Annotated in this window: 11 protein-coding genes; all 11 read right to left on the minus strand. The window is 60.4% G+C overall.

Annotated features, from left to right (window positions below; all coding sequences use genetic code 11):
• Positions 1–41 precede the first annotated feature (41 nt).
• Positions 42–1,106 (minus strand): tryptophan--tRNA ligase, encoded by a 1,065-nt coding sequence (gene trpS / locus DOU54_RS21490; RefSeq protein ID WP_072493875.1) that lies wholly within the window; start codon positions 1,104–1,106, stop codon positions 42–44.
• A gap of 103 nt (positions 1,107–1,209) precedes the next feature.
• Positions 1,210–1,614 (minus strand): VOC family protein, encoded by a 405-nt coding sequence (locus tag DOU54_RS21495; RefSeq protein ID WP_113380895.1) that lies wholly within the window; start codon positions 1,612–1,614, stop codon positions 1,210–1,212.
• Positions 1,614–3,203 carry a murein biosynthesis integral membrane protein MurJ gene (gene murJ, locus DOU54_RS21500; RefSeq protein WP_113380894.1) on the minus strand — a complete coding sequence of 530 codons (1,590 nt, stop codon included), beginning with the start codon at positions 3,201–3,203 and terminating at the stop codon, positions 1,614–1,616. The genes DOU54_RS21495 and murJ overlap by 1 nt, the downstream gene beginning before the upstream one ends.
• Positions 3,204–3,210: 7 nt before the next feature.
• Complete coding sequence (locus DOU54_RS21505) at positions 3,211–6,039, minus strand: [protein-PII] uridylyltransferase (protein WP_113731820.1); 2,829 nt, start codon at positions 6,037–6,039, stop codon at positions 3,211–3,213.
• A gap of 96 nt (positions 6,040–6,135) precedes the next feature.
• The gene (gene mutS, locus DOU54_RS21510) at positions 6,136–8,787 is read right to left on the minus strand and encodes a DNA mismatch repair protein MutS (protein WP_113380978.1); all 2,652 of its coding nucleotides are present in this window, start codon (positions 8,785–8,787) and stop codon (positions 6,136–6,138) included.
• Positions 8,788–8,976: 189 nt separating this feature from the next.
• Positions 8,977–9,858 (minus strand): l-ornithine N(alpha)-acyltransferase, encoded by an 882-nt coding sequence (gene olsB / locus DOU54_RS21515; protein WP_113380892.1) that lies wholly within the window; start codon positions 9,856–9,858, stop codon positions 8,977–8,979.
• A 93-nt stretch (positions 9,859–9,951) separates the two neighbouring features.
• Positions 9,952–12,198 (minus strand): hybrid sensor histidine kinase/response regulator, encoded by a 2,247-nt coding sequence (locus tag DOU54_RS21520; protein WP_113380891.1) that lies wholly within the window; start codon positions 12,196–12,198, stop codon positions 9,952–9,954.
• Positions 12,199–12,253: 55 nt separating this feature from the next.
• A complete protein-coding gene (lspA, locus tag DOU54_RS21525; RefSeq protein ID WP_004439571.1) occupies positions 12,254–12,742 on the minus strand; it encodes a signal peptidase II in 489 nt (162 codons plus the stop codon).
• Positions 12,742–13,599 (minus strand): TrmH family RNA methyltransferase, encoded by an 858-nt coding sequence (locus DOU54_RS21530; RefSeq protein ID WP_113380890.1) that lies wholly within the window; start codon positions 13,597–13,599, stop codon positions 12,742–12,744. Before DOU54_RS21530 ends, lspA begins: the two co-directional genes overlap by 1 nt.
• A complete protein-coding gene (locus DOU54_RS21535) occupies positions 13,596–14,729 on the minus strand; it encodes an RsmD family RNA methyltransferase (RefSeq protein WP_113380889.1) in 1,134 nt (377 codons plus the stop codon). Before DOU54_RS21535 ends, DOU54_RS21530 begins: the two co-directional genes overlap by 4 nt.
• 93 nt (positions 14,730–14,822) lie before the next feature.
• Complete coding sequence (locus tag DOU54_RS21540) at positions 14,823–15,164, minus strand: LapA family protein (RefSeq protein WP_004439562.1); 342 nt, start codon at positions 15,162–15,164, stop codon at positions 14,823–14,825.
• Between the last annotated feature and the right edge of the window lie 63 nt (positions 15,165–15,227).

Below are 15,227 nucleotides of genomic sequence, written 5' to 3' on the forward strand. Positions count from 1 at the left end.
CAGGCGCAAACCACCCGACGCATTCGAGCAGCGGCGACCTGTCAGCGCAGGAAGCCGATGATGTCGCGCACCTCGTTCATGGTCTTTTCGGCAATGGCGCCCGCCCGTTCGCCGCCCTGCTTGAGGATGGCGTCGATATGGGTCGGGTCATCGAGAAGGCGGCGCATCTCATTGTTGACGGGGGCCAGCACATTCACCGCGAGCTCGACCAGGGCCGGCTTGAAAGCCGAGAACTGTTGTCCGCCAAATTCGGAAAGAACCTCGGCCTTCGTCTTGTCGGAAAGCGCGGCATAGATGCCAACGAGGTTGTCGGCCTCGGGGCGACCTTTGAGGCCTTCCACTTCGCTCGGCAGCGCATCAGGATCGGTCTTTGCCTTCTTGATCTTCTTCGAGATGGCATCGACATCATCCATCAGGTTGATGCGCGACAGATCGGACGGGTCGGACTTCGACATCTTCTTGGTGCCGTCCTTCAACGACATCACGCGCGGAGCCGGACCGCCGATCAACGGCTCCACCATCGGGAAATAGGCGTGCACCGGCTCATCGCCGACCGTTATATCGAGCCCGAGGCCCGCCTTGCGGATATGGTCGCTGAAATCGATGTTGAATTTCTGGGCGATGTCTCTGGCGAGTTCCAGATGCTGTTTCTGGTCGTCACCAACAGGAACATGGGTGGCACGATAAACGAGAATGTCGGCAGCCATCAGGCTCGGATACGCAAGGAGGCCGAGCGACACCTGTTCGGCATTCTTGCCGGACTTGTCCTTGAACTGCGTCATCCGCTCCATCCAGCCGATGCGCGCCACGCAGTTGAACACCCAGGCCAGTTCCGCATGCTGCGGCACGGCCGACTGGTTGAAGACGATATGCTTCACCGGATCAATGCCCGAGGCGATGAAGGCGGCCGCGATAGAGCGGGTCTGCGCCTTCAGGTCCGAGTGAACGAGCTGGGCGGTGATGGCGTGCATGTCGACGACGCAATATATGCAATCATTATCTTCCTGCAGCGCCACGAATTTGCGGATCGCGCCGAGATAATTGCCGAGATGCAGATTGCCGGTCGGCTGGACGCCCGAGAAAACCAGCGGCTTGAATGCGTTCATTGTCGTCCTCGAAAAGGCTTGTGGAGGGCCCCGCCCCGTGATTGGAATTGCACGCGCGCTTATGCACCCGCAGCCCCTCGCAATCAAGCGCTTTCAGGGCCTGTCAGCCGCGCGGCTCCAGAAGATCCCAACGATTTCCATAGGGATCGACAAAGACCGCAACGGAACCGTAAACCTCATGGCGAGGCTGTTCCAGAAAGCGCACGCCGCGGGCAAGCATCGTCTCATAATCGCGTTGGAAATTGTCGGTATGCAGGAAAAACCCGACACGGCCGCCGGTCTGGTTGCCGATGGCAAGGCGCTGCTCTTCACCATCGGCCTCGGCGAGCAGAAGGGCGCCACCGTCAGCGCCCTGCGGCTTGACCACCAGCCACCTTTTGCCGTCGTCCAGTGGCTGATCGGAGAGGCACTCGAAGCCGAGAACATCGCAATAAAACGTCTTCGCCCGATCGTAATCATCAACCACGAGGGTAACGAGGGCGATGCGGCGGTTTTCAGCAAAGGACATCAGCCAGCCTCCGTCTCGACGTTCTTTTTTCCGCGCTTGCGGACGGCCCGCTTCACCATGCCGATGTCGGCACCTCCAGACACGAAAGCCAGGACGAAATAAACCAGCATGGCGGCAAAGACGAGGCCCATGATCGTGCCGGCCCGCACGAAAATGGACGAGGCGGAAGACAGCTCGAAGGTCAGCCACGTCAGCGCATAATGCACAAATACGGCCATCAGTGCCGCGGCCAGGAGCAGGCGCGGGATACGGGTGAGTAGCGGAATATCCAGGTGCCAGTGACCGCGCCACAAAAGCATGCCGAACAGCAGGGCGGCATTCACCCAGCCGGCGGTGATTTCGGCAATGGCAATGCCCGGGCCGCCAAGACGCGGGAAAAGCGTCAGTGCCAGCGAGACGTTCACGACAACCGAAATCGCCGCGAAAATCATTGGCGTGCGGGTATCTTCGCGCGCGAAGAAGCCCGGAATAAAGGCCTTGATGAGCACGAAAGCCGGCAGGCCCAGACCATAGATGCCAAGAATTTGCGCAACGGTGAAGGTGGCCGAGGGCAAGAAATTGCCGCGCTCGTAAAGGAAACGAACGATGGGTTCGGCCATGACGAGAAGAGCGGCCGCAGCGGGCAGGGTCAGGAACAGCACGAACTCGACCGCGCGGTTCTGCAGGCTTCCGGCCTCCACCATATGGCCGCCGCGCAGCGCCCGCGCCAGTTCCGGCAGGAGCACCGTGGCAACAGCAATGCCGACGACGCCGAGCGGCAGTTGATAGATTCGGTCCGCATAGGCAAGCGAGGATATGACGCCCTCGCCGCCGGAAGCGATGTTGGTGTTGATGAGCAGATTGATCTGGGTAATGCCGCCGGTGATGGCTGCCGGCAGGGCAAGGACCAGAAGCCGCTGCACGTTCTTGGTCAGCCGTGGTCTGCGGAAACCAATGCGCATGCCGGCATTGCGCACCGCAATCCAGACGATGGCGAGCTGCACAAGACCTGCCACCATCACGCCCCACGAGAGCGCGTAACCGACCTGAAGCGGATCGTAATTTTTCCACCATGCCAGCGCGAGCACACCGATGAGAATGATGTTGAGGAAAACGGGAGCAATAGCAGCCGCAAAATAACGGTGCAGAGAGTTCAGCATGCCGCCCATCATCGCCGCCAGCGACATGCAGGCGAGATAGGGGAACATGATGGTGGCAAGGTGGATGGTGTTTTCGAACTTCACCGGGTCATCGACGAAGCCGGGAGCAATCACCGTGCGCACGATGAAAGGCATCGACAGTTCCATCAGGATCGTCAAGGCCAGCAGCACCGTGAACAGGACGCCGAAGACCTCTTCCGAGAAACGCCGCGCGCCTTCCATGCCGTTCGCCTCGATCTCCTTGGCGAAAAGCGGCACGAAGGCAGAGTTGAATGCACCCTCGGCGAAAAGCCGCCGGAAGGTATTGGGAAAGCGGAAAGCGGCGTTGAAAGCATCCGCCACCGGCCCGGTGCCGACGGCGGCTGCCATCAGCGTTTCACGCAGGAAGCCGAAGATGCGGCTGCCGAGCGTGGCTGTGCCGACTGTGGCGAACTTGCCGATGAGACTCATGGGACTTTCAAGCCTTTGCCGTGCGCGCGGCCGGCAGCGCCGCCACGTCTGGATGGGCGATGATGCCGTTTGGCATGCGGTCGCGCAATTCGTCTTCCTGCTCGCTCATGACCGCCTTCAAACGTTGCGCGATGCTGGCCTGCCGGTTGTCGTTCGTCACCTTCTGACCGAAGAGATCAGTGACGTAGAAGGTATCGATGACTTTTTCACCAAATGTCGTGATGCGGGCGGAGTGAATGTCGAGTGACAGGTCGGCGATGACAGCCGTCATGTCGGCCAGAAGCCCCGGCCGGTCGAGGCACTCGACCTCGATCACGGTGAACTTGTTGGACAAGCCATTCGAGATCGTCACCGAAGGCGGAATGGTGAAGGCGCTCTTTTTCTTCCGGCTCTTGGTGCGGGTGGCGATCATTTCCGGCAGGCGCTGCTTGCCGGAGAGAACTTCCTCGATCAGTTTGCCGACATTGTTGCCACGCCGCGTCTCGTCCTCGTCGATCGGAAATTCGCGGTTGATGAGGATCGTATCGAGCGCCCGCCCGTCTGAGGTGGTGAAAATCTGCGCATCGGCAATGTTGGCGCCGGCCGCGGCGCAGGCGCCGGTTATGATCGAAAGCAGGCGCGGATGGTCGGGCGCCAGAACGGTGATTTCCGTGATGGCGTGGAAGGAATGGGTGCGCACCATGGTCGAGAGTGCCTTTTCCTGCTTGTCCGCCTCGCGGATGAAGCGGGTGTGTCGCACCTGATCTTCCAGCGCCACCGTCAGGAGATAAGGCTCGTAATGCAGCTTGGTGTATTTGCGCCGCGCCTTTTGGCCCCAGTCATCAAGGGCGTCGTAGAGCGCCTGCCGGGCAATCTGCGCGCGCTCCTTGCGCGAAACTTCCGAGAAACCGCCGGAGAGAAGCAGTTCCGTCTCATAATAGAGCGAGCGCAGCAGCTGGCCCTTCCAGCCGTTCCACACACCCGGACCGACAGCCCTGATATCGCAGACGGTCAGGATGAGCAGCATCTTCAGCCGCTCCATGGATTGCACCTTGTCGGCAAAATCGGTGATGGTCTTGCGGTCGTGCAGGTCGCGCGTTTGGGCAACCATGGACATCAGAAGATGCTGCTCGATAAGCCAAACGACGGTTTCGGTCTGCTTGCCGGTGAGACGGAAGCGCTGGCAGAGCTTGCGGGCGACGCGGGCACCGGCGATCGAATGATCTTCCTGCCGGCCCTTGGCGACATCGTGCAGCAGTACCGCCACATAAAGCGCCTCGCGTTCCTCGACGCCGGGCATCAACTGATTGGCGAGCGGATGGGCATCGACAGCCGTTCCCTTATCCACTTCCGACAGCACGCCGACCGAACGAATGAGATGCTCGTCCACCGTGTAATGATGATACATGTTGAACTGCATCATCGCGACGATCTTGCCGAATTCGGGGATGAATTTGCCGAGCACGCCGGCCTCGTTCATGCGCCGTAATGTCAGCGCCGGATCACGCCGCGATGTCAGGATCGACAGGAAAAGCCGGTTTGCTTCCTCGTTTTCCCGCAGCTCGTCATTGATGAGCGAAAGCGAACGGGTGACCACGCGCAAGGCATCGGGGTGCAGTTCGAGATTGTTGATATCGGCGATATGGAAGAGCCGGATGAGGTTGACCGGGTCGTTCTTGAAGACGTCGGGTTTCGCGAGCGCGATGCGCCCCCGGTCCTCGACGAATTCCACGGAACCCGGAATCTTGCGAACGCGGTGGGCGAAGCGGCTGAGCACACCGGAAAGGCCCGGCACGTCCTTCGCCTGCCTGTCTTCCAGCCCGGCGCAGACGATGCGGGTGAGATCACCGACATCTTTAGCGACGAGGAAATAGTGCTTCATGAAGCGTTCGACGGCGGAGAGGCCTGGGCGCGGCTGATAGTTCAGCGCATCGGCAATTTCGCGCTGAATATCGAAGGAAAGGCGTTCTTCCGCCTTGCCGGTGATGAAATGCATCTGGCAACGGACGGCCCAGAGAAAATCATCGGCCTTTTCGAACAGTTTCAGTTCTGACCGCGACAAAACGCCGAGTTTGACGAGATCGGCCGTATCACGGACGTGGTAATAATATTTGGCAATCCAGAACAGCGTGTGCAGGTCACGCAAGCCGCCCTTGCCTTCCTTGACGTTCGGCTCCACCAGATAACGCGTATCGCCGGCCTTGCGGTGGCGCTGGTCACGCTCGGCGAGCTTGGCGGCGATGAATTCCGGGCCGGTGCCGGTCACGACTTCTGACTCGAAGCGTTTTTCGAGATCGTCGGTCAGGGATTTCTTGCCGCAGATCGCCCGCACTTCCAAAATAGCGGTGCGGATCGTCATGTCGGATTTGGAAAGCCGAATGCACTCATCCACCGTGCGGGTGGCGTGGCCGACCTTGAAGCCGAGATCCCAGAGGAGATAGAGCACGAACTCCACGGCCTTGTGCATGTCAGGCGTGTTCTTGGTGGGAAGCAGGAACAGGAGGTCGATATCCGATCCCGGCGCCAGCGTGCCGCGTCCATAACCGCCAACCGCGGCGACAGCGATCTGCGGCGCATCTTTCGGATAGACGTATTGGCAGGAGAGATCATAGAGCGTTTCGATCAGACGATCCTGCAGCCAGGAGATGCGGCGGGCGCAATCAATACCGCTGCCATCGGCCTTGAGCAGTTCCCTGGCCTTTTCCCGGCCTTCCGTACTGGCCTTGCGGAAGATCGGCAGCAGATCGGACTTGATATCGGCGATGCGTCTGCCGTCTTCCCTGAAGATGACGTCGCAGTCTCGCTTCAGCGCCGATACATCGAGAATGTCGGAAAAATCCAGGTCCTTGATGGCCATCTATGCCGTTACCCATGTCCTGTGGGAAACCCCACCGCTTGCGATGGGAGTGTCCTATAAAGAGTTTCAGAGGCTATGGACAGGCACTCTATGCCTTCAAGCCTTGCCAAGTTCTTTCTTCAACGCATAGAGCGCGTCCAATGCCTCACGCGGTGTCATTTCGTCCGGATTGAAGCTTTTCAGGGCTTCCTCCACCTTTGATGGTCCTGCCTTGCGGGTTTCCTCGCGGCGAACCGCGATCTGGAACAGCGGGAGATCATCAATCAGCTGGCTTGCCGGGTTCTTGCGGTCGGCATCTTCGAGCTTCGTCAGCACCTCGCGGGCGCGTTCCACCACCGAAGCCGGCAAGCCCGCAAGCCGTGCGACCTGAATGCCGTAGGAACGATCCGCAGCGCCCGGTCCGACTTCGTGCAGGAAGATGACGTCACCTTCCCACTCCTTCACCCGCATCGTGGCATTGGAAAGGCGGCCAAGTTTTTCCGACAACACCGTCAGCTCATGAAAATGCGTCGCGAAGAGGCCACGGCAGCGATTGACCTCATGCAGGTGCTCCACCGACGCCCAGGCGATGGAAAGTCCGTCGAAGGTCGCTGTACCCCGGCCGATCTCGTCCAGAATGACCAGCGAGCGGTCCGTCGCCTGATTGAGGATGGCGGCAGTTTCCACCATCTCCACCATGAAGGTGGAGCGGCCACGCGCCAGATCGTCAGACGCGCCGACACGCGAAAACAACCGGTCCACAACGCCGATATGGGCAGCTTCCGCCGGCACGAAGGAACCGATCTGCGCAAGGATGGCGATCAGCGCATTCTGGCGCAGGAAGGTCGATTTACCGCCCATGTTGGGACCGGTGAGCAGCCAGATCGCGCCGTTCTTGCCGCCATTGATCGCCGACAGATCGCAATTGTTGGCGATGAAGGGCCCAGCTGACTGCCGCCTGAGCGCCTGCTCCACAACCGGGTGCCGCCCACCCTTGATCGAGAACGTCATGGAGGCATCGACGATCGGACGGCAATAGGCCTGTTCGGTGGCGAGATAGGCGAGGCTCGAGGCGACATCAATGACCGCTAGCGCCAGCGCGCCGGCCTTGATCGCGTCGGCCTGCTGCACCACCGCCTTGACCATCCGTTCGAAGGCTTCCAGCTCCATGGTCAGGGCTTCGGCAGCAGCATTGGCGATGCGGCTTTCGAGATCGGCAAGCTCGGTGGTGGTGAAACGCATGGCACCGGCCATCGTCTGGCGGTGGATGAAGCGGGCCTTCGCCTCGTCGGTCGCCGTCATCATATCGGCATTGCCCGCCGTCACCTCGATGAAATAGCCCAGCACATTGTTATGCTTGATCTTGAGCGACTTGATGCCGGTCTCCTCGGCATATTGCAGCTGCAGCCCGGCGATCACCCGACGCGACTGATCGCGCAGCGCCCGCACCTCATCGAGTTCGGGATTGGCGCCCTCACGCAGGAAGCCGCCATCGCGCTTCAGAAGCGGCAGATCGTCGGCCAGCATCGAGCCGAGCATCGCTTCCAGCCCGCTCGGCAAGGCTTTCAGATCCGCAAGGGCTGAGGCAAGCTCCTCCGGCAACAGCCCCTGATCGAGAATGGCGGCAATTCTCTCGGCCGACGCCAAGCCCTGCCGGATCGCGCCGAGATCGCGCGGGCCGCCGCGCTCCAGCGCAAGGCGGGAAAGCGCGCGCGGCATATCGGCCACCTGCTTCAGCGCATCGCGCAGACCGTCGCAGAGGGAGACGTCGTCAATCAGATAAGCAACCGCGTCGAGACGGGCATTGATCCTCTCCGGATCGGTCAAGGGTGACATCAGCCGCTCGGCGAGAAGCCGCGCACCGCCGCCGGTGACCGTTCGGTTCAGCGCATGCAGCAACGAGCCGTCCCTCTCACCCGAGAGAGTCTTTACCAGTTCCAGATTGGCTCGGGTGGCGGGATCGATGAACAACGTGGAGGCAGCGCTTTCGCGTTCCGGCGCGCCGAGCGGCGGGCGCTCGGCGATCTGCGTTTTTTCGACATAGGCAACGGCGGCAGCGGCCGCGGACATTTCCACGCGCGAAAACGTGCCGAAACCATCGAGCGTCGAGACGTTGAAGTAACGCGCGATCCGCCCTTCAGCCGTAGCGCTGTCGAACAGAATGGCCGGCTGCGGCACCGCCACGCGGCCCAGCATATCGAACACCGGCCGCAATTCCTCGTCGTGGAACAGGCTGTCGGCAACGATCAGCTCGCGCGGGTCGATACGCCAGATATCGGCAAGAAGCCGCGTCAGCGTCGTTTCCGCCAGACGGAAGACGCCGGTGGAAATATCAATCCAGGCAAGCGCGAACTGTGCCTCCGCACTGCCGCGAATACGAGCAAGCGCCATCAGATAGTTGGATTCCGTTGGCGAAAGCAGCTTTTCTTCGGTGAGCGTGCCAGGCGTGACAAGCCGCACCACATCGCGTTTTACCACGGATTTCGATCCGCGCTTCTTCGCCTCGGCCGGGTCTTCGACCTGCTCGCAGACGGCAACGCGATAGCCGCGCATGATGAGCTTCTGGAGATAATCATCCGCAGCATGGACGGGAACGCCGCACATGGGAATATCGTGACCCATGTGTTGGCCACGTTTCGTCAGCGTGATACCGAGAGCGCGGGAAGCTTCCACCGCATCGTCAAAGAACAATTCGTAAAAATCGCCCATGCGGTAGAAAAGCAGCGAACCGGGATTGTTCGCCTTGATCTCGATATATTGCTCCATCATCGGAGTGGCCGTCGCGCGGCTCTCCTCCGAGATCAGGGAAGCGGTTGTCAGAACGTCCGTCAATGGCCTGCCGATGTCATATCGTGTTGCGGAAAAGGAGCGCTGACACTAACGGGAATGGCTACCCCAAGACAACACGCACGGCACCGCTGCCCACAGGAACATCCCCTCCGGCTACGCAGAACCCGCTCAGCCGTTGATACGTTCGGTCTCGCCGCCATAATAGCTGATGTATCGGCCGGCGATCGACGAAACCGGCAGGACCACCAGCACGTCGGTCGTGTTGAAGGCGTGGTCTACCACCGCGCCGGAGCCGAACATGGCGCCGAGGCGCATATAACCCTTGATCAGCGGCGGCATGGCGTTCAGCGCCTTGCGGGCGTTCAGGGCTTCTGCCGGAACGAGGTCCATTTCATGGTAGAGCTCAGGAAGAGCAACCGCCTCCCACTCCCCCTTAGCAAGGCAATTATGGTGCAGGAAAGACAAGGCGAGCGCATGTGCTTCCGGCTGCACACCCGGGAAGGAGGCGCAGCCGATCATGGCGTCCATCCGGTGTTTAACGGCGTAGGACCAGTTGCCCTGCCACAGAAGCTCGACGGTGCGCTTGGTGCGATATTCCGGCAGCACGCAGGAGCGGCCAAGCTCCATGAAGCGCTTGCCTGGGTGGCGCGCAACGAGACCGGCGATGTCAAATTCGCTGGCGGAATAAAAGCCATTATTGGCGAGCGCGACTTCCTGACGCAGCAGGCGATAGGTGCCGACGATCTGATCTTCGCTGTCACCCTCGATCGACTTATCGAGCACGAGCAGATGGTCACACACACTGTCCCAGGCGTCGAAGTCGCGCTGGCGCCGCATCGCTTCTGCCGGAAGCCTTGCCTTCATCTCCTCGACGAACACCCGGTACCGTACGGACTGCGCAGCATCAATCTCGCGTTCATTTCTGGCAAGCCGGGTTTCCAGCGTGCCGATGCGACCGAAAAGGCCCTCATTGTCCTGAGCTGTCTCCGGACGAGCAGTAATGACAACATTGTTTTCACAAATGTCGTGATTGAGGATTTCGGCAACCATGGGGAATCGCTCCGCCACCAAAGATTTTCCTGTCATAAATCACTATTTAACGACAGAATAGTGACAAAATGCAGCCAGAGCGAGTCTGTCAATTTACGATAGCGACAGGCGTTTCGCCTCCAGCAGACGACGGATTTCCTCAACCAGCCGTCGCGGGTCGGCAGGTTTCGTCAAAATCGCGCCAACACCAGCCTTCAGCAGGATTTCGGCGGTCGCGTCACTGGTATCGCCGCTGAGCACGATGACAGGAATATTTCTTTCGCCCTGCAGCATATGGAGGAGGTCAGGGAGCGCTTGGAGCCCGTCGCCGCCCGGCATGTTGAGGTCGGAGACTATGAGATCAGGCAAACGGGATACGCCCTGCTCCAGAGATTGCCGCAACGCCGCAAAATCCCCGACGGCGCGGACGATATAGCCGCTTTTTTCCAGAACGGCGCGGATGATGCGCTGATTAACAGCATCGTCTTCCGCCACGAGTATCTCGATACCACTCGCCCCCTCCACCACCCGCGAGGAAAATCCCACATCCGGGTGGTTGTCGTTGATGGCGTCCCGTCGCTCTATGCCGCGCAGACGACCGCACAACACGTCGATCAGGGATTTTTCCCGCAGCGGCCGGATCAACCACGCGTCGAAGGCCACATGCATTGTCGACGGCCGCTCTTCGGGGCTGACGAGCAGCGTGCGGCGGACATTGCCGTCCGGCCAATCCTTCAGTGCATCTTTGAACAACGGCGAAATGCGCCGGTCGACGATGACATCGGTAAGGGGGGCGGTCCCGATGGCGGAACTCTTCCTCAGCTTTTCCAGATCTTCAGGCTGATGGATAAGTGTGCATTGCCCGCCGAAGGCCTCGATCGCCTCCATCGTGACCGCTGCCGCCACACCCCCTGGTGCGACGAGCAGGACATTTGTATGTCGCAGGCAATGGCGTCGCGCCGGATCCGCCATTTCGGCAGGCGCGCCTCCCGGGCGAAACGCCAGCTTGAAAGTGCTACCCTTGCCCTTGCGGCTGGAAACCGTGAGACGGCCGCCGAATTCCCGCACGATACGGGCGGAGATCGCAAGTCCAAGGCCCGTGCCTGCGCTTCGCTGCGACAACGGGCCAGCCTGTTCGAATTCCCCAAAAATACGGGCCTGTTCCGCCCGGCTCATGCCCGGGCCGGTGTCTTCGACGGCGATGTGCAATTCGTCACCGATCATGCGCGCCCGGATGACGACGCCGCCTTCCCGCGTGAATTTGACGGCATTGCCGAGGAGATTGAAGAGGACCTGACGCAGCCTCGCCGGATCGAAATCGAGATGATCGGGTACTTCAGGCGCAACGAAGGATGTAATCTCTATACCTTTTTCATGGGCGCGATGGGCGAGCATCTCAACGATGCTCTCAATCAGCCGCCGCAGGTTCTCCGCGCGCGGATTGAGCCTGAAGCGGCCAGCCTCCATGGTCGAATAATCCAGCAGATCCTCGACCAGCTGCACCAGCGACTGGCCGGATTGCCGCATGCCATCGAGATAGTTGCGCTGCTCGTCGCTGAGTTTCGTCTGCGACAGAAGATGGTTCATGCCGAGCATGCCGGAAAGCGGCAGGCGGATTTCATGACTTACTGTGGCAAGCAGCCTCGCCTTTTCCGCCTCGGCCTTTTCGGCGCGCAGGCGGGCATCTTCCCTTTCGGCAAGTGCAAGCCGCTCCTCAGTCACATCTCTGGCGATGCTGCTGATGTGAAGACGGCTGCTTGCCAGATCGCGGGTCACGACATCATGCCAGGAGAAGATGCGCTGACCGAACGGGGTCGCGATCTCCACATCATAAGCGTGGACCTTTTCGCCCGGGCGGAAAGCGATGCCGATTTCCTCGCAGCTCAACCCTTCCGGGGCCGTGCAGCCGGTCATTTCGCGAAACACTCTATTCGCCTCGACAATACGCCGGTTCATGTCGCGGATCACGACTATATCGCCCATGAACTCCTGCATTTCGGCAATCAGAGACCGGTTTTGCGTCTGGCGCAGCCGGAGATCTGCTTCTGCAGCCAGGGCATCGGGCCGATGCAAAGACTCATCAAAGAGCGCATGGAAAAGGACACCGACGAGCACTGCGCCGAAGAAGATCGCCATCGCAACAGTGACAGCATAAGGCACTGCAAGCGCGATCAGGGCAGCGGAAAAAGCCCCCACCGATAACGACACGGCGACATAGAGCGCAATCGACCCGGTACCGGTCGCATGTCCTTCATCTGCAGGGCGTGCCGTCGTATCGAGACGATCCGCAGGCTGCACCGCCGTGGCAGCCAGGCCAAGGCCATCCGAGACTTTTTGCCGAAGTTTTGCCAGTTCGCTCATAGGCAACCGCTACCACGGCAGCGGTTTTGATATGTTTGGCCGAAACGGTAAAATTTTACTTTTTAGCCGCCCGGGCGTGCAAAAACTCGTCGAGAATGACGCAGCCTGCACCGATGGTTATGAAACTGTCAGCAAGGTTGAAAACAGCGAAGGACCATGTCTGTGTGTGGAACAGGATATAGTCGATGACGTGCCCGTAAAAGAAGCGGTCTAGAAGATTACCCGCTGCTCCGGCGATGATGAAGGCAAAACCGAGATGGGCGAAGGTGCGATCGGCAGCCGTCTTGCGCCATAGCCACAGAACGAAGACAACGATGACGAGCCGCATGCTGACGATGAACCACCCGTGCATGTCTTCGAGCATGGAAAAGGCGACACCAAGATTGTAGGTGCGGTAAAGCGCCAGAAACGGCGCGACAGGCACCATCTCCTGCAGCGGCAGATAGGCTTCGACCAGCTGCTTGACGATTTGATCCAGCACCAGCGCGGCGACGATCAGGGCAAAGGCCGGGCCAAATTTCGAGAACAATGCCGCCTTGGCCATTACGTCACCGGTGCGAGTTCGAGGAGATGTCGCCGTGCTTCGAACAGCATGACGGCGGTTGCGATGGCGAGATTAAGGCTGTCTGCGCGACCCTGCTGGGGAATGCGCGCCAGCTGGTCGGCCTTGCCGGCAAGCTCCGGCGGAAGGCCGGATTGTTCATTGCCCATCAGGATCACGACCGGCTTGCCGGCATAATCGATCTTTCGATAATCCACAGAACCGGCAAGATGGGTGGCGACGACGCTGACATGTGCCGATTTTTTCCAGGACAGGAATTCCTCGACCGAGGCGCGCGCAACGGGCGTGGCGAAGATCGAACCCATGGTGGCGCGTACCGTTTCCAGCGAAAATGGGTCCGTGCAATCCCCGACCAGAATGACCCCCGAGGCACCAGCCGCGTCCGCTGTGCGGATGATGGTGCCGAGATTGCCGGGATCACGAACCCGGTCGAGTGCGATATAGGTCTCGCCCTTTTCCGGCCGGATATCCTTCAACGGCTTCCATTTCTGCTCGAAAATGCCGACGACCATTTGCGGATTGTCGCGGCGGGTGATCGAGGCGATGACCTTTTCGCTGACTTCGAGCACCAGCCCGCCGGATGCGACCGTCTTCACCGCCGCCTGCTCCACCAGCGGCTTGCCCTTGGCGGCCTTGGCGTAAACCAGCGTCTTTATCGTCCAGCCGAGTTCGAGGGCATCGATGACCAGCTTCAGGCCTTCCGCCATGAAAGTGCCGGTCTCCTCCCTGCCCTTTTTCTGGGTGAGCGCCTTAATGTCCTTGATGATGGGATTGGCGAGGCTGGTCACTTCCTTGACCTGACCAACCCGGCGCGTTGTATTTTCGCGCATATCCTTCATTTCGGCTCCCAGCGGCTGAACAGCGATGTGGAAAGCACGCGGCCCGGCGTCTTGCCGTCCAGCCCGGCTTCACGGATGACAAGTTCGCCGGACGTGACGACGCCAGCGGCGCCGCGCATGGTTTCACGCATCAGCTCATGCATTGAATAGAAGCTCGCCCTGATCGAATAGGCTGTCAGCACCAGGCCGAGCGCCTTGGGCGACAGGATTTCCCGGCAGATGTCCAGCATCAGAGGCAGATGGTCGAACAATTGCCAGACCTCGCCGTGGGTCCCGCGGCCGAACTTCGGCGGGTCGGTGAGGATGATATCGTAGCTGTTGCCGCGGCGTTCCTCACGCTGGATGAACTTCATGGCGTCTTCGCAGATCCAGCGGATCGGCGCCTGCTCGAGCCGGGCAAGGGCCTGATTTTCCTTGGCCCACCCGATCGCCTTCTTGGAGGCATCGACGTGGGTGACTTCAGCGCCCGCAGCCGCCGCAACCAGCGAGGCGACGCCTGTATAACCGAACAGATTGAGCACCTTCAGCGGCCGGTCAGCCGTCTCGATGGAATGTTTCAGCCACTCCCAATGAACGATCTGCTCGGGAAAGACGCCAACATGCCGGAAAGCCGTGAAGCGGCCGAGAAAATCGACGCCCAAGAGCGACAGGGGCCAGGTTTCTCCGAGCGCTTCCTTGGGAAACCGCCAGCGGCCCATGCCGTCCTCGTCCGTATCGCCGGTAAAAACGGCATCGGCATTCTGCCATACGCGGTCGGGGATCGACGGTCTCCAGAGCGCCTGCGCCTCGGGACGGACGATGCGATAATCGCCATATTGCTCGAGCTTCAGGCCGTTGCCGCTATCGATGAGGTGAAAATCACCGGCGCCGCTCGATTCCAGAATGACGGGAACCTGTTCCGCAGGCAGTGCGCCGGTGCGCTGGATCAGTGCGCGCGCAGGAACCTGTTCGATGGCGGCGGCTACAACGGTTTTTTCCTTCGGTGCGGCCTTCTGCACGCTGCGCACCGCATCAGGCTCGCGCTTTTTCGGCGCGGCATCCGCGCGGCGCGCCGCCTTTACGGCATGAGGCTGTTTTTTCTCGTTTCCGGCTCGCGCGCGATTGCCCGGCCGGCTGTCTTTTTTCTTCAATGGAAATCTTTCCGCTTTTGCCCGCGTCTTATCGCGCCAGCAAATAACATTCCGTAGGCCGCTCGACTAGAGCCGGGACCAATGCTGGCGCCATCACTTTGCCGGGAGTTGTCCCGCCTGTGGAAGCTGGCCGGCCGCGGCAGCCTTTTGACGGTTGGCCTCGTCGTGCCAGCGAACGGCTTCCTTCGCCTCGATGCGGGCGCGTTTGCGATGTTTGCCCTGAGCGAACCAGGTGGCCGCAGACCCCAGCAGCACACCAAAAATGACCGCCAGAAACAGGAAAACGAAAAATGGCGCGGTGAAGGACAGAACGCCATCTTCCGGTCGGAACGGATTGAGCGCCAGCGTCACGGACTGGCGGTTGGCCACGCACAGGATGACGAGGATAATCGCCAGCGGAAGCAGGATGATGAGGTTGATGATTTTTTTCGACATCCGAGAATACTCCATCGCTGCGGGGCTCCGCTAGCTCCGTTTCCGGCGCGGGCAGTGAGGACG

The organism is Agrobacterium sp. MS2 (assembly GCF_003261015.1).
Lineage (GTDB): Bacteria > Pseudomonadota > Alphaproteobacteria > Rhizobiales > Rhizobiaceae > Agrobacterium > Agrobacterium pusense.

Excerpts from the sequence above, each read along its gene's own strand:
- trpS (WP_072493875.1), bottom strand. The coding sequence starts at position 1,106 with ATGAACGCATTCAAGCCGCTGGTTTTCTCGGGCGTCCAGCCGACCGGC.
- DOU54_RS21495 (WP_113380895.1), bottom strand. The coding sequence starts at position 1,614 with ATGTCCTTTGCTGAAAACCGCCGCATCGCCCTCGTTACCCTCGTGGTT.
- murJ (WP_113380894.1), bottom strand. The coding sequence starts at position 3,203 with ATGAGTCTCATCGGCAAGTTCGCCACAGTCGGCACAGCCACGCTCGGC.
- DOU54_RS21505 (WP_113731820.1), bottom strand. The coding sequence starts at position 6,039 with ATGGCCATCAAGGACCTGGATTTTTCCGACATTCTCGATGTATCGGCG.
- mutS (WP_113380978.1), bottom strand. The coding sequence starts at position 8,787 with ATGATGGAGCAATATATCGAGATCAAGGCGAACAATCCCGGTTCGCTG.
- olsB (WP_113380892.1), bottom strand. The coding sequence starts at position 9,858 with ATGGTTGCCGAAATCCTCAATCACGACATTTGTGAAAACAATGTTGTC.
- DOU54_RS21520 (WP_113380891.1), bottom strand. The coding sequence starts at position 12,198 with ATGAGCGAACTGGCAAAACTTCGGCAAAAAGTCTCGGATGGCCTTGGC.
- lspA (WP_004439571.1), bottom strand. The coding sequence starts at position 12,742 with ATGGCCAAGGCGGCATTGTTCTCGAAATTTGGCCCGGCCTTTGCCCTG.
- DOU54_RS21530 (WP_113380890.1), bottom strand. The coding sequence starts at position 13,599 with ATGAAGGATATGCGCGAAAATACAACGCGCCGGGTTGGTCAGGTCAAG.
- DOU54_RS21540 (WP_004439562.1), bottom strand. The coding sequence starts at position 15,164 with ATGTCGAAAAAAATCATCAACCTCATCATCCTGCTTCCGCTGGCGATT.